The 15,614-nt window shown below is 40.4% G+C and carries 10 protein-coding genes and 1 other RNA gene; 3 read left to right on the forward strand and 8 right to left on the reverse strand.

Going from position 1 to position 15,614, the window contains the following annotated elements; all coding sequences use genetic code 11:
* Positions 1 to 6 precede the first annotated feature (6 nt).
* On the reverse strand, positions 7 to 381 hold the full coding sequence (locus tag A3Q34_RS13275; RefSeq protein ID WP_231907358.1) for a YraN family protein: 375 nt from the start codon (positions 379 to 381) through the stop codon (positions 7 to 9).
* Positions 368 to 2,245 (reverse strand): penicillin-binding protein activator, encoded by a 1,878-nt coding sequence (locus A3Q34_RS13280; RefSeq protein ID WP_197517591.1) that lies wholly within the window; start codon positions 2,243 to 2,245, stop codon positions 368 to 370. The genes A3Q34_RS13275 and A3Q34_RS13280 overlap by 14 nt, the downstream gene beginning before the upstream one ends.
* Before the next feature lie 76 nt (positions 2,246 to 2,321).
* Between A3Q34_RS13280 and rsmI the strand changes: the two genes are divergently transcribed.
* The 3 genes from rsmI to A3Q34_RS13295 all read left to right on the forward strand — a co-directional run bounded on the left by rsmI (position 2,322) and on the right by A3Q34_RS13295 (position 5,357).
* Positions 2,322 to 3,170 carry a 16S rRNA (cytidine(1402)-2'-O)-methyltransferase gene (gene rsmI / locus A3Q34_RS13285; protein ID WP_070375792.1) on the forward strand — a complete coding sequence of 283 codons (849 nt, stop codon included), beginning with the start codon at positions 2,322 to 2,324 and terminating at the stop codon, positions 3,168 to 3,170.
* Between the two features lie 80 nt (positions 3,171 to 3,250).
* Positions 3,251 to 3,656, forward strand: an RNA gene (gene rnpB, locus A3Q34_RS13290) — RNase P RNA component class A.
* A 354-nt stretch (positions 3,657 to 4,010) separates the two neighbouring features.
* Positions 4,011 to 5,357: an ABC1 kinase family protein gene (locus A3Q34_RS13295; RefSeq protein WP_070375793.1), complete on the forward strand. Its 1,347-nt coding sequence runs from the start codon at positions 4,011 to 4,013 to the stop codon at positions 5,355 to 5,357.
* A 137-nt stretch (positions 5,358 to 5,494) separates the two neighbouring features.
* Here the strand turns inward: A3Q34_RS13295 and A3Q34_RS13300 are convergent, their stop codons facing one another.
* The 6 genes from A3Q34_RS13300 to proC form a co-directional block, all read right to left on the reverse strand.
* A complete protein-coding gene (locus A3Q34_RS13300; RefSeq protein ID WP_083278013.1) occupies positions 5,495 to 7,246 on the reverse strand; it encodes a Mur ligase family protein in 1,752 nt (583 codons plus the stop codon).
* Between the two features lie 281 nt (positions 7,247 to 7,527).
* Positions 7,528 to 10,347, reverse strand: a complete 2,820-nt coding sequence (cphA, locus tag A3Q34_RS13305; protein WP_070375794.1) for a cyanophycin synthetase — start codon at positions 10,345 to 10,347, stop codon at positions 7,528 to 7,530.
* 503 nt (positions 10,348 to 10,850) lie between these two features.
* The gene (locus A3Q34_RS13310) at positions 10,851 to 11,639 is read right to left on the reverse strand and encodes a cyanophycinase (protein ID WP_157470990.1); all 789 of its coding nucleotides are present in this window, start codon (positions 11,637 to 11,639) and stop codon (positions 10,851 to 10,853) included.
* A gap of 46 nt (positions 11,640 to 11,685) precedes the next feature.
* On the reverse strand, positions 11,686 to 12,858 hold the full coding sequence (iadA, locus tag A3Q34_RS13315; RefSeq protein WP_070375795.1) for a beta-aspartyl-peptidase: 1,173 nt from the start codon (positions 12,856 to 12,858) through the stop codon (positions 11,686 to 11,688).
* 404 nt (positions 12,859 to 13,262) lie between these two features.
* Positions 13,263 to 14,534: a glutamate-5-semialdehyde dehydrogenase gene (locus tag A3Q34_RS13320; RefSeq protein WP_083278014.1), complete on the reverse strand. Its 1,272-nt coding sequence runs from the start codon at positions 14,532 to 14,534 to the stop codon at positions 13,263 to 13,265.
* Positions 14,535 to 14,719: 185 nt separating this feature from the next.
* Positions 14,720 to 15,499 (reverse strand): pyrroline-5-carboxylate reductase, encoded by a 780-nt coding sequence (gene proC / locus A3Q34_RS13325; protein WP_070375796.1) that lies wholly within the window; start codon positions 15,497 to 15,499, stop codon positions 14,720 to 14,722.
* Positions 15,500 to 15,614: the final 115 nt, after the last annotated feature.

The following is a 15,614-nucleotide window of genomic DNA, read 5'->3' on the forward strand; positions in this document are numbered from 1 at the left end:
TTGACTCTAAAAGGCGTTTTTTAGCCAGGTAATATCGAGATTGTTTATATTACCTTGTAAAGCAATAACATCAAATCGACAAGAAGTATTATATTCGTTTAAACCACATTGTTGCAGATAAATTGCAGCTGTTTTCCTAATTTTTTGCTCTTTTTTCGTTGATATTGCTGAAATAGCACCACCAAACGACATCGAAGCACGATATTTTACTTCGACAAAGACATAAGTGTCAGCATCTTTGACGATTATATCAATTTCACCTAACCGGCAGGTGAAGTTTTTTTCTTCGATAATTAAGCCTTGTGCCACCAAAAAATCTCCCGCGTACCTTTCGGTAATATCACCGGTTTTTTTAGTCGTAACTGGCTTAGTCCATGGCAATTTCAGCGACCTCACCATCTTGATATATACCCCACAATAAGCTTCGCGTTAGGGTATTATTACTGTTTAATTTTAATATACCGGTTTGACCATAATGACGAACATAAGGTTTTTGTTTCATTAGGGGCAGTTTGTCGACTAAATATAGGCTGTCATAACCCATGGCAAAGATGCGTTGTAAAGAGTCACTGCGACTTGGCCAAAGCGTTTTACTCAAATCAGCTAATTGAGCATTTTGTTGTTGGCTACTTAACAGCCAAGGCATTTCGGTAAAAATAAGGTTACGAAGATCGTTATGCTTACTTGAATCTTGTTTACTGCTATGACTGCGAGAGCTAGCATAAACTGGAATAATAGTAGCAAAAGGGCTGGTATTAACATCAATGTACGGTTTTAGTAATTTTGTTTGTGCCGGTGAACCCACTAAGTAAAACATATCAATATCACGGCGATTTCTTGGTTCTGAATCGATACTCTGTTTTACTCTTATTTTTAAATCCTTGATACGCGCTTGGCTACTATCGACCTCTAAGCTAGCCTTGAGTTGCTCTTGCATCATTTTGCCTTTTTCGAAATAAACCACTTCAGGAGCATAGCCGTTAATCAGTTGCCATTGTTTGCCAAAGGCTCGGGCAATTCTTTTACTGGCGGTATCTTGATGACTGAGTATGACTGGTGAGCGATAATTTTTACGACTCAATGTTGTTGCTGCTTGGTAAGCTTCGTCTTCTGGGCGCATCGACAGAATGAATTGCTCTGTGCTCCGTTGCTCAACTTTTGGGGTGTTAAGTAATAAGCTAGGTAGCAAAATTTCACCTTGGGCAAGGAACTTATCGACATTATTTTTAAGCAAAGGGCCAATAATAAAATGACTATTTAAGGCGATTAGCTGCTCATTTAATAAGGTCCAATCAAGTGTATCAGCATCGATAAAGGATAAGTTTTTATTGGGAATATTACTATAAGCGGCTAGGATCCCTTGCTGGGCTGCTTTTCCTGCAGACGATTGTTTACCTGAAAGGGGTAAAATAACCGCAATATTTTCAATAAGTGCTTGTGGGCTTTGTTCTGTTATTTTTAATGTTTCAATAATCGCTTGTGCGGGATGCGCAGAAAAATCACCTTGCCACTGACTTAAGTAAGCATCAAAACGGTTAATATCACCACCAAATTTATGCGCATAAGTTAATAGTTGTTGCCAACCTTTAATATAAGGCGGGTCAAGCGCTGCTAATTGGCTGACTTGCCAAGTAGACAGTAAACTTAATGCTTGCCATAGTTCATAAATATCATCAACGTCTGTATTTGAACTGCTGAAAAACCAATGCAATTTAGCGTTGACCGCACTAATTTCTAATGCTCTACGCTGCTGTATATCAGCCAGTAAGAAGTAGTAGTACTCGCGATGTATAACGTTATTATCGGTTGAAATCTTATTAGCAACTTCAAGCTGCTTAAAGGCTAATTCAACCTCACTTAGCTTAAGTAAACTCTCTGCGCTTACCAATGCTAAGCGGTACTTGTCTTGTGCATTGTCAGTTAGTGCTATGAGCTGCTGAGATAACCATAGTGCTTGATTATAACTTTCCTCACCAATCAGCAATTCACTGGCATCAATAAGTGTGGCTGTTGCTATTTTTACCTCTTGTGTTTGCGCAGCCAACAGCAACTGTTGTGAGGTTATTTTATTATTGGCACTCGCTAATGGTTGATTTCGAGAGTCGATTGCGCCTTTATTGGCAGCAATATTTTTGGAAGTACCACAACTTGTCAATAATGTCGTTGTTAGTAGAGCGACAGAAAAGAGTGTAGTAATGCGATAAAAAGTGCTTTTTTTAGAAAACAAAAAATTAGTTTGGCTCACCAGCGATAAATCCGTACTTTATTAGTTAGCTTTATAATAAACTTCATCTTCATCAGTCTCAACTTAAGTATTCATTATGTCGTCAGTATTTGTAGAATCAGGCACGCTTTACATCGTCGCCACACCCATCGGAAATTTAACCGACATCAGTCAACGCGCACTTGATGTGTTAACTCATGTGGATATTATTGCCTGTGAAGATACTCGCCATACTCAAAGATTATTATCTGCTTATTCTATCAAAAACAAAACTTTATCATTACATGACCATAATGAACGCCAACGTCAAGACTATGTAGCTACACTTTTACAAGAAGGAAAAAGCATTGCACTGGTTTCAGATGCCGGAACCCCCTTAATCAGTGATCCTGGTTTTCATTTGGTTCGCCATTGCCGACAACTTAATTTACCTGTTTCTCCTATTCCGGGAGCTTGTGCAGCAATTGCTGCTCTATCTGTCGCGGGTTTACCCACAGATCGTTTCTCTTTTGAAGGTTTTTTACCTTCAAAAACCGGTGCTAGGCAAGCAACATTAGCGAACTTGCTTGAAGAACCTCGCACTATGGTGTTCTATGATGCGCCACGTAGAGCCATTGATACCGTTGAAGATATTGTCAAAGTATTGGGGGGTGAACGTCAGGTGGTTATTTCTCGTGAGTTAACAAAAACGTTCGAGACCGTCCACTCAGATACTGCTGAAAACTTACTAGCTTGGTTAAAAGAAGATCCAAATCAACTGAAAGGTGAAATGGTTTTAATCATAGAAGGCAAAAAAATTGATGCGAACGCTATTCCAGCAAAGGCTATTGCTACGCTGAAATTACTGTTAGCGGAAATGAAGCCAAAGACAGCCTGTGCGATCACCGCTGAAATATACGGAGTAAAAAAGAACGCTTTGTATGAAATAGCCCTTGAAATGAAGTAATTTACGCTTTATTTATTAGTGGTCAGTAACTAAATATATTATCAATTGGCTATCGGTAAAAATTAAGGTAAAATGCGCGCCGAGTTGACCAGACAATCGCTGCTTTATTCTTGTATCAGATGTGTAAACTGAAGATATAGGTATGAGGGGGAGGAAAGTCCGGGCTCCAATGAGCAGGGTGCCAGGTAACGCCTGGGCGGCGTGAGCCGACGACAAGTGCAGCAGAGAGAAGACCGCCGATGGTTGTTCTTAGGAACTTCACAGGTAAGGCTGAAAGGGTGCGGTAAGAGCGCACCGGATTGCTGGTAACAGTAATTGCAGGGTAAACTCCACCCGGAGCAAGACCAAATAGGGTTTCATATGGCGTGGCTCGCGTTGAAACCGGGTAGGTTGCTTGAGCCTTAGAGCGATTTAAGGCCTAGACGAATGATTGTCACTCTTTTTCGAAAGAGATACAAAACCCGGCTTATGTGGTCAACTCAACTATTCTAGTGACCGCTTGATTATTTAAATAATAATCAAGCGGTTTTCTAAAATCCTTTCATATCAATCTATGCAATTCCAAATAATGTAATAGCGTTAGCTACAGGAAACGGAACGGCTTTCTATGCTGTTTAATTGACGCATTATCTTAATCTTCGAAATACTTGAGTACCTAGAAATAAGCTAGCAATTGAACGTGTTAAAGTAACCTGTCTTTTTTGATTCCAATATCATTGGTTGTCGGCTTAATTTTTGTTAATCTTATTCTTGTCACTCACCGCTTGCTATAAATACTAGGCAGGCTAGAGTAAACAACATTAAGGTAATAGTTAACATGCCCAACCAAGCCATTTTGCGATGACCGACAAACGTAAAGAGCGGAAAGTACCTTCCGGAAGAATGGCTCGTCTCGCTAAGTTGGGCGGTTTGGCCTCAGCGGTTGCCGGCAATATTGTTAAAGGAGCTACAAAACAAATGCTCAGTGGACAACGTCCATCATTAACTGAGTCCTTACGTAATATTGACAACGCTATATCTATCACCAAGCGTTTAGCACATATGCGCGGCGCGGCGATGAAACTTGGTCAACTACTCTCCATGGATGCCGGTGAATTACTGCCTATCGAATGGGAACCTATTCTTTCAAGATTACGCCAAGAAGCTGACCCTATGCCTAAGGCGCAACTACTGAAAACCTTGGCTGCATCTTGGTCAAAAGACTGGCATCAACAATTTAGTTATTTTTCATTTACCCCCATCGCATCGGCAAGTATTGGTCAGGTTCATCGGGCAACACTAAAGGATGGTCGTCAGTTGGCGATTAAGGTCCAGTACCCGGGTGTTAGAGAAAGCATTGACAGTGATATTGATAACGTCATGAATTTATTAAAACTCAGTGGCGTTTTACCTAAACATATTGATTTGACTAGCGTGCTCGCTGAAGCAAAAGCACAGCTTAAAGCTGAAGCTAATTATTTGCAGGAGGCTGAATTTCTTAACATTTATCGTGAAAATCTGGGTAACGATCCTCGCTTTATTGTGCCCTTTGTTGTTGACGAGCTAACGGACAAAAATATACTGACGATGGAATATATCGAAGGTTCTCCCATCACTGATATTAGTAACATGAGTGCTGGTATTGTTGATTTAGTCTGTAGCCAATTAATGGATTTAACTTACCAAGAGCTATTTACGCATAAACTTATGCAAAGTGATCCCAACTTTGCTAATTTCTTGTATCAGAGCGATACACAAAAAATAGTGTTACTTGATTTTGGCGCTTGCCGGCAGCTTTCTCAACATACTTCAATACATTATCTTGCTATGGCTGATGCTATGCAGCGTCAAGACAATAACGACATGCGTTCAGCTCTGTATTCGCTTGGCTTAGTTGACAATAATATGAGTGATACCGCGATAGATATTGTGGTAAAGACGTGTTTTGAAGCTAGTTATTGTTTACAAAGTAATACGGGCTACAACTTAAAAAAACAGCAACTGATTAAGCGAATTAGAGAGGTTAGTATGCCATTAATTACCGATAAAACAGCGATAGCATCTCCGATATTTGAAGTTGCATTAGTCAATCGTAAAATTACCGGTATGATATTGCTAGCCAATAAGTTAGGTGCAACACTCGATTTTAAAAGCGCACTTGCTCCTTATTTACTGGAAAGCGCAAAGCAATTAAACGATGAAACCTAACACAATCGATTTTCAAAACAGCAACTGCTGTTTTAGTCTTTTAAAAGTAAACTTTAGTAACCGCCTGAGCTATTTTTAAATCACTCAGCGGCTTTCTAAAGTTCTCTATTATTCAATTTTATTGATGATTTTATGGTTTACGACATACCTGCTGTTTGATTTGTCTTTTTAGTTAATAACTCGATCACTTTATTTCGTTCAGATAAAACGATTAACAGGGCTAAATCATTAGCTGACAGTTGATTAACAATCTGTTGCGCCCCTTGATAAGGACCCTCTGCAAAATAGATGTTATCGGCAGACATACCACTTTCAATCGCTACTTTAGCTATTAAATTTGATATTTCACCAAGCTCTCTTCCTCTTAAGTACTCGACAGTTTCGGCCGCAACCAAGATATCAGGTTTCATTTTTAAGGCTGATTTTGTCATTTTAATCATATCGTCATTGCTGCGATCACCGGCATGACTAAGCATCAAAAACTTTCGTGATGCTGGTATATTGGCCATGGTCAGTGCCATGGCATTCATACCATGAACATTGTGGGCAAAATCCATAATTACCGAAGCGCCATTGAGTTTAAATTGGTTACCGCGGCCTGGATTATCGTCAACATTACTTGAAAAGTTTTGCAAGGCAAGACCAATCACTGCGCTATCTATGTGCAAGCTCTTAGCTAAAGCGGTTGCCCCTAAGGCATTTTGAACATTATGTTGGGCAGCGCCGTTTAATGTCATCGGTATATCGTTAACGGCAACGATCATCGATTCAAGGCGCTCGCCAGTGCTGGTTTTTTCTGTACAATAAAAAATTGCGCCGTCACGGATGAAACAAATAGCACCACCAATGGCTTTATGCTGTTGAAGAACGGGATTATTTTCATTTAATGAAAACCAACATTTATTAACGGTTAATGTTGGTGCAAGTGCTGTTAAATAAGGATCATCAGCATTGAGTACTAATACACCGCTGGTTAGCGCTTTTGCAACAACCGCTTTGGTTTGTGCAAGCCCTGCTACGGTATTGATACCATATTGCCCTAAGTGGTCTTCAGCTATGTTGGTAATTAATGCGGCATCAACGTGATCTATGGGCAGGCCACGGCGCAATATTCCGCCGCGCGCGACTTCTAGAATGGCTGTTTCGGTTTCTGGATGTCGAAGTAACATTCGTGCACCACCGGGTCCTGAATAATCACCATAATCTATTATTTTTTCGCCAACACGAATAAAGTCAGTCGAGGTGACACCGCAACATTTATTAGACTGTTTAATAATTTCAGACATGATACGCACGGTGGTTGATTTTCCGTTAGTGCCAGTGACCAATGCAATAGGAATTGATTGGTAGTGTTGCCAATTGAGCTGCGTTGGATCTGGTAATGATGTCACCGGCCAGCGTTGACAGCTTTTACCGTAACCTAACGAAAATTCATCATCATCAACTAAATAATCGACATGATTTTTTATGGCTAAATCTATTAAGTTAAGCAGAGCAGGGTTAGCCTCTTCGGCAATCATTTGTTTAAGACGAGTGACGGTTTTATCCATTTCTTGTTGATGAGTGTCACTTATACTGCCGGTTAAAATTTTACTACACGCAAAATCCCATGCGGCTTCGTTGACATCGCAAGATGCATACAGGGCATCCATTGGCGCACTTATCGCAAGGCTTATGCCGTCTTCAAAAATACGATAACACGTAGATTCATCTTGCCAATCGACTGCTGCCAATAACTGATTAACGTAAATTAACCATTGATCAACGACTGTTTGCTTATCGATGCCTGAGACAAAAGCATCAATAATCGCGCCCGATTTATTCCATAATAAGCTTTTGCCGGTAAGTCGTCGCTGGTCATCTAATGTTAAGGTTATAGTGTTATTCATGGCATACCAATTTGATTAAATTTATTCCCAACGCAGCGCTGTTAGGAAAGTGAGAAGAAGGTAAAGCTGTATCAATATAATTGTTCACTTTGAGACAGTTTTGTTAGGTTATTATTTGTATGACAAGCTCGATGATGATTTCAAAAACTAATACGCAGCTTTATTGGTTTAACAATAGGCTGCGCTAGTTTATGCCGCTAGGTTATGTTGGTAACACATCGCCTAGCGAGGTTAAGCTTATTCATCTTCAGTTAATGGTAAATAACTGCATTAACTTGGTTTTAATCACTTTCTTCTTCTATGGTTGAAACAATGCGAACACCTCGATCATCCTTAACTAACTTCATGCCTGATTCTAGTATAAAGGGATCAGGTTCATCGGTGTTTAACATCGAAACAACGGTATGCACGGGTTTTGTTACTGTTTCTGCTGAATTATCTTCACTACCGTTAAAATTAATGATTTGCTTCCAACAACGGGTAATCGCATCACCAAATACAATCACTAAATCATCTTTATTTGCCATCGATAAGGCTTTTTCAGTAGCAGTGACCTCGTCAGGTATCATCAAGATATTGTCTTCGCTAATGCCTTGTGCTTTTAACGTCGCAGCTAACATTTGCGGCACTTCATCACTTCCACGTCCGCGAAGATTGTCATCGGCGCGACAGATATATAAATCAAAATGTCCAGCGGCTGCTTTGGCGATGTTTTCAATATCTTCATCGCGGCGATCACCCGGTGCGGCTAATACCACAATACGCTTACCATTAACGTCTAATTTAGTCGCTAATTCGCTCATATGGCGAACACCATCGGCGTTGTGAGCATAATCTAAAATAACTCTAAAAGGATGTTCATCAAAGACGTTCATTCGCCCCGGTGCTTGATAGAAGGTGGTGTTGAACGTTCTTAATCCTTGCTGAATCGCATCAAGTGGTTTATCTAGAGAATAGGCGAGGGCAGCGGCAAACATCGCATTTTGTACGTTATGAGTGGCTTTACCTTCAAGTGTTGCAGGAATTAAATGTGTCCAAAGTAATGGGATATGCGCACCGTTATCAAAGATGGTGATCATTTCACCATTGATACCTTTTTCAAGCACCACGGCACGCCCACCCGCGCGAATGTGCTCTCTGACTAAACCATGTCCTGAATTCATAGTCACATAACATAAATGTTTTGCTTGAGTATGGTCGGCCATTTTTAAACAAAGTGGGTCGTCGGCATTAAGTATGACCGCGTCTTTGGCTACTTCAACGACAATACGTTTAATTTCAGCAAGTTGTTCTAGGGTATCAACACCTTTTAAGCCTAAATGATCGGGTTGAACATTAATGCAGGCGGCAACATTACTTTCTCTATAACCTAAACCTGAGCGAACGATGCCACCACGGGCAGTTTCAAGAACAGCAATATCAACCGAAGGATCTCTTAAGACAATTTGTGATGCAACGGGGCCGGTCATATCGCCTTTTACCGATAAAAGACCATCAACATAAACACCATCAGTTGATGTCATCCCCACCACATGCCCTGCTGTTTTTAAAATGTGCGAAAGCATTCGTGAGGTTGTTGTTTTACCGTTAGTACCTGTAATGCCGGCAATAGGGATACAAGTGGGTGTATTAGGTGGAAATAGCATATCAATAACTTTGCCAGCAACATCCCGAGGTTTGCCATGGCTGGGTGCAACATGCATACGAAAACCTGGCGCGGCATTGACTTCAACGATACCGCCGCCGATATCTTTATATGATTGAGTAATGTCAGAGGTCAAAAAATCAACACCGCCAACGTCAAGACCAACGGCTTTTATCGCTCGTTCAGCCATCACTTTATTGTCAGGGTGAACTACATCAGTCATATCTATCGCTGTGCCGCCCGTTGATAAATTAGCGGTTGAACGTAAATAGAAAATTTCGCCTTCAGGTAATACGGTATCTACGCTATAGCCAGCTTCTTCAACTAAACGGGTTGCTTGTGAGTCCATTTCGAGTTGAGTAAGCACTTTTTCATGGCCAACACCCCGACGCGGGTCTTCATTTACAATATCGATTAATTGCGTAATGGTGTGTTTATTGTCACCAACAACATGACCCGGTACGCGTTTTGCGACAGCAACAAGTTCGCCATTAACAACAAGCATTCGATGATCTAAACCGGTTAAAAATGACTCAACTAAAACAGCTCTACTGGTGCCTTGTTCGCGGGCAAAATCAAATGCAGTATTAATTTGCTCGTCAGTGGTTAAATCGATAGAGACGCCACGGCCATGGTTAGCATTTAAGGGTTTAAGTACAACCGGTAAGCCAATACGTTTTGCTGCTCTTATGGCATCTTTGGCAGAATAAACCATTTGTTGTCTAGGCACAGGTAAACCGAGATCATTTAATAAATTGTGGGTGTCTTCTTTATCACAAGATATTTCAACAGCAATATGATTCGTTTGGCTAGTAATGGTCGCTTGAATGCGCTGTTGGTATTTACCATGACCAAATTGTACTAAGCTGTACTGATTTAAACGTAGCCATGGGATATGACGTTCTTCGGCTGCCGTTATTAAAGATTGAGTGCTGGGACCAAATTCTTTGCGCTGTGCATAACGAATAAAGTTTGATAGCTCTTCAGCAAAATCGAAATCGGCTTCTAATTTTGTTTGTAGTTGTGCTTGAATATTTACTGGCATCACTGAGATAAGCAGGTTTCTGGCAAGTTCAGCAGCAGCTAATCCAACATCTCGTTGTTTGTACTGAAAGACCATATCATATTGACCAACTTCGCCATTGCCTCTGGTTTTGCCAAAAGTAACTTCAGTACCGGCCATGCATTGCAGTTCTAAGGTTGCATGTTCCCATATGTGAGCTATCCAAGTACCTTCATCTTCTTGCAAGCGCCTAATAAAACCGCCAGATTCGCCGTATGAACAGCCATGCTCTTTTAAACCGGGTAAGGCTTCAATTAAGCCATCAATGAATTCTTTACCTAATTTTACCGAAGGGTATTGCTCTAATATGCCAACATCAACAGCGTGTCGAATAACAGGGAAATGGGCGTAAACATTAGGGCCAACATAAACATTACTTGTTAATATTTTCATTATATGTCCAAAAATCAGGTGATTAGAATTATTATTATGTGTACCTACAAGTTGAACCTTTTGTCGAAAAAAGGGTGCAACAAAATATAATATGACAATTATTGGGAGGAATAAATCACGGTGATATTGAACTGAATATGTGCACAGGTTCTATTTATGTGCATATGTTGAGTTACAAACCGAGAAGTTTCAACGCATTACACTTAAGATCTTTATAAGATCGAATAGAAGTAAAAAATTGCCATAAAAAAATAATGGTATACCAAAAAGATACCATGGTTTTACTAATAGACAAGACAATTTTTTTCTAAACTTGCTAATGATTAAATGCGTAAGGAAAGTCAGCCAAAAAGTTATGGTGAATAGTGTCGTAGAAAAGTGTTTTTTTATTCGGGTTCAATGAAAAAGAAGCGGCGTTTGTGAGCCTTTTAAATAGATTTGCCCATAAATAATGTGTTTATTTATGGGCAAATCTTAGCTCAGCTTATTGGTATCTAAAAAGACTAAACGGCTTTAGGTGATGCGACTCGAGTATTTAAACAATAAGTATCACCGTGGCTAAGCATATGAAGTTTTAACCCTATCAAGGTGATAGAGTCTCCTGTACGAGCTTCAGCCATTGAACTGTGCTGCAAATCAGAAGGGTCAACTACCGTAATACTTCCATGTCCAACTACTTCTAGTAACCCGTCTGGCGCAATAAAGGCCGCGGTATTTTCACAAATTCCTAATCCTGAAGCAAAAGGATTATATGAAACAGCAGAAAGTAGACGTCCTAAACGATTACGTTGACTGAAATGTTGATCTAAAAGTACTTTACTTATCAAACCTAAGCCAGGAGCAAAAGTTACACCTTGCTCATTAGGTAATGCACCCGTAGAGCCACCTGCAATCATATGCTCAGGCATAATAGCTGCACCTGCAGATGTTCCTGCAACATGCACACCTTCAGAATTTAATTTTCTTATACTCTGTGCAACCGAAGTACCGCCTAATATAGTTGACAAGCGTAATTGATTACCACCGGTAATAAAAATACCTGTTGCGTTTTCAAGTGCGACTAAATAATCTTCGCGCTCAGCGTCTTCTCTGCTATTTATCGGTAAAGATATCGCATTTTTGACATTGAGATTACGAAAAATAACTTCATAATTTGGCCCAGTCTCAGCAAGCTGTGACGCGGTTGGAATAATCACTATATTGGCATTTTCATCGCCACATAACTCTACAAAACGTTGTAGAATTATTGGGTCATCAACACGCTCTTCTGCCCCCCGATTGGAATTATAAATCCCCTTTGCTGACCATCAGCAATTTTTGCTGGACACATACCTACCTCTACTCAAAAGTTCCACTTACTACTGTTGTGTTGTCACGTTTATGCCAACGACCTTTTATCATCACGTCAGTAATTTCAAATTTGTTGTTAAGTACGAGCATATCGGCATCGTTATTACGTACTATTTTTCCTTTACTGTGTAAACGTAACAACGTAGCTACGTTGCTAGTAAACATCGGTAAAATACTTTCAAGCGCAATATTCTTTCTTAATGTTGCTTGTAATGTTTCCAGTAATGTACTGGCTCGGCCAAAGTCCATGTGTTGTAATTCGCCTTGTTGATCAAAACAAGGTAAACAACCACCACCGTCTGAACTGACGGTTATTTTGTCCAAGGGTAAACCTCTTTGTACGGCTATCTCTATGGCATCGCATGCCTCTAAACCAGGCTCTGCTGTGCCTTCAGGGAAAGCGGTAATATCGATATAACAGCCATGCGCTAATAATTTGCAACTGTCTTCAAATAATGGCTTATTTCGATTAACGTGCGTCGGATTAAAGACACGGGCAGGAATTTCTGTCTCACTAATCGCTCGCTCTATTAATTCAAGACGCCGTTCACCATCACCGAGATGAAAATGAATAATACCGGCTTTGCCTGTCAATAAACCCGCAACATGTGCTTCACTTGCTAGTTTAATCACTTCTTCAAAAGTTGGTTGGCTTGAACGATGATCACTAATAGCAAACTCACCAATACCAATAACCGGCTCTAAAAAAGTAATATCTGCTTTTGCGCTACCAATTAACGTTGTTAACGGATAATGATAACCACCGGTCCAACAATATGCCGACATGCCTTCTTCACGGAGTCCGTAAACTTTGCTTATCAGGTTGGCAATACTTCGTGTGGTGTCATCTGTACCTAAAAGTCCAACAACGGTTGTCACACCCACTTGGGTAAATTCTGAAAGAGAAACTGGGGGAACTTGTGTTGAAAAACCTGCTTCACCACCACCACCGGTAATATGAGCATGACTGTCGATAAAACCTGGTACTAGGTATGCGCCATTAAAATCGATAACTTCTACCGGCCAGTTATCAGGGATATTATGGTCGGCATTATCGGATACATCAAAAATATCAGCGATTTTTCCACCGGCAATCAGCACATCTTTAATACCCATAGGAGTAGGGTTATAAAGGTTTACGTTTTTTAATAATGAAATCATAGGTTTAGGGTAAGGCTTTATAAATGACGGGCAAGTATAGACTATTCTATACCTAGTCCTAAGGGTTGCAACTATAACATAGCTAGAATTTCTCAGCCAACTACATTTGTAAACGAAAGGTTTAAATACTGTTTTACCAAGCATTTAAATCTATAGCGCATTGATAAGGTTTACGAAAGTGAGACTAATCCATCGCCTAAACTAACGGTAGCTTTTAACGTTTTAATCGTTTGATAAATGTATGAGGGATTTACGTGAAGAAGGTCTGAGCTTAATATAAATAGCTAGCCCCTAACACTGGGTTAGAGGCACTATTATCGTTAACAAAAAAGTGTTAACTAGGTATAGCTTTAGCTAAAAGTTTGGCACTTTTATGCGTGGTAGCATTTTTAATGAAAAAGCGTTTAAGGACGAGTTTGCCCTTGACCCGCAACACGGTATTTAAAAATGGTCAGCTGCTCTAAACCAACGGGTCCACGTGCATGTACTTTACCGGTCGCAATACCAATTTCAGCGCCCATGCCAAACTCACCACCATCAGCAAACTGAGTTGAGGCGTTATGCATCACCACGGCAGAATCGACAGAACGCATAAACGTTTCCGCGATTTCCGCATTTTCAGTGATAATAGCATCGGTATGTTTAGAAGAATGCTCTTCAATAAAATCAAGCGCTTCATCTAATCCAGATACTACTTTAACCGATAAAATCGCATCAAGGTATTCAGTATCCCAATCGGCATCAGTTGCAACATTAATACGGGGATCGCAGGCTTGAGCCGCAACATCGCCACGAATTTCACAACCCGCTAAGGTGTCTACGAGTTGTGGTAAAAATTCTTTTGCTATTGCTTGGTCTAACACTAAACTTTCAGTTGCACCACAAACACCGGTTCTGCGTAACTTGGCATTTTTAATAATACTGAGTGCTTTGGTCAAGTCCGCGTCTTTATCAACATAAATATGGTTATTGCCATCTAAGTGTAACAAGGTTGGTACTTGAGCTTCGTTTCTGACTAGCTCGACTAAACCTCGGCCACCACGAGGAATAACTAAATCAACATAATCTGCACAGCGCAGTAAAGCAGCAACGGCAGAGCGGTCATCGGTGTCAACCAGTTGTATACAGTTAGCCGGTAAGCCAGCCGCACGTAGCCCCGTTGCCATACACTCAACAATAATACGTGTCGAATTTAAGCTTTCAGAGCCGCCACGTAAAATGACCGTATTACCTGACTTAAGACATAACGCGCCAGCATCTGCGCCAACATTAGGACGTGATTCATAAATCATCCCAATAACACCAATAGGTGTTGCTACACGGGTTATTTTAAGACCATTTGGACGGTCAAATTCGGCTAATACTCGACCGACAGGATCGGCTAGCTTGGCAATGTCTTCTAGCGCGACAGCCATACCTTCAACTCTTTCAGGGTTAAGCTCTAATCGGTCTACAAAAGAATCGGCTTTGCCGGCTTTTTTAACGCTTAAAACATCGAGTGCGTTTGCTTTTAGCAGTGCGTCCATATTTTCACGAAGCGCATTTGCGGCAATAGTTAATGCTTTGTTTTTTTGTTCTGTCGTTGCACAGGCAAGTACTTTGGCCGCGGCTTTTGCTTGCTTACCAAGCGTGGTGATCATTGTTTCTATATCAGTATTCTTAGAGGTATTTGACATTAATTTTTATCCTTTTACTTGTTCATTTAACGCTAAACTGTTTGATCAACTTTTTTACTTGAATGATATTAACTTTTATTTTTATCGCTGATATTAATATCAAAAGCAATAATAAAAGTTCAGTTTAAAGAATTTAGGGTTTTCATCAAAAATGTTTGAGTGCGTCATTGCTGACTGGGCTAAAGTTAGCGCAAGGCTACCGCACGTTGATAAGCCGATAAAACTGTTGAGTCAAATAGAGACGCTAACTGTTCATCTTGCATAAGCGCACTTAATCCTGCCGCTGTTGTACCATTTTTACTGGTTACTGAGTTTCGCAAAGTCTCGGCATCATCTTTACTCGTTAAGGCCAACTCCATCGAACCACTGAGTGTATTCAATACCAACTCTCTTGCAGTTTGCGGCGAAAAGCCGAGTTTAATTGCCGACTCTATCCAACAACGTGCTAGTTCAAAGGCATAACCAGGACCACTTCCAGCGACTGCTGTTACTCGGTCTAGCTCGTCTTCGCTGGTTGTTAAGTGTGTATAACCAACAGCATTGGTTAACGCTACAGCGTTTTTAATTTGAGCCGCACTACAACGAGAGTTTGCGAAAAGTCCGCTAACGCCTCTACCAATTTTTGCGGGTAGATTTGGCATAACGCGAACAATAGCTTGTTCGCCAATCAGTTGCTCTATTGAAGAAACCGAGTAGCCAGCAGCGATAGAAATAATGCAACCCGAATCAGCAAGATGACGACGATAGCTTGGTAATATTTTTTCAATAAGCTGTGGTTTAATCGCAATAACGATAATGTCGAAACGTTGATCAGCTAGCTCTTCAATGGCTTGTTTGACGATAACATTCTGCGGTGCTTTAACTAATGAGGGATTAATAATAGTGATGGTGTGATTTGTAGAGGTTGCCCAACGAGTCAATAAAGAACCGCCCATTTTACCACAACCAATCATAAGTAATGACATGAAACTCCTGTTGTTTTTTAGCTTACATTGAATGAAATGCAGATCGTTTTGCAGGTGTTCAGTACGAACTTTTTAAAATCCGACAATATATTTTTCAAAACGTTGATTTTAAGTT

Source organism: Colwellia sp. PAMC 20917 (assembly GCF_001767295.1).
In the GTDB taxonomy this organism is placed as follows: Bacteria; Pseudomonadota; Gammaproteobacteria; order Enterobacterales; family Alteromonadaceae; genus Colwellia_A.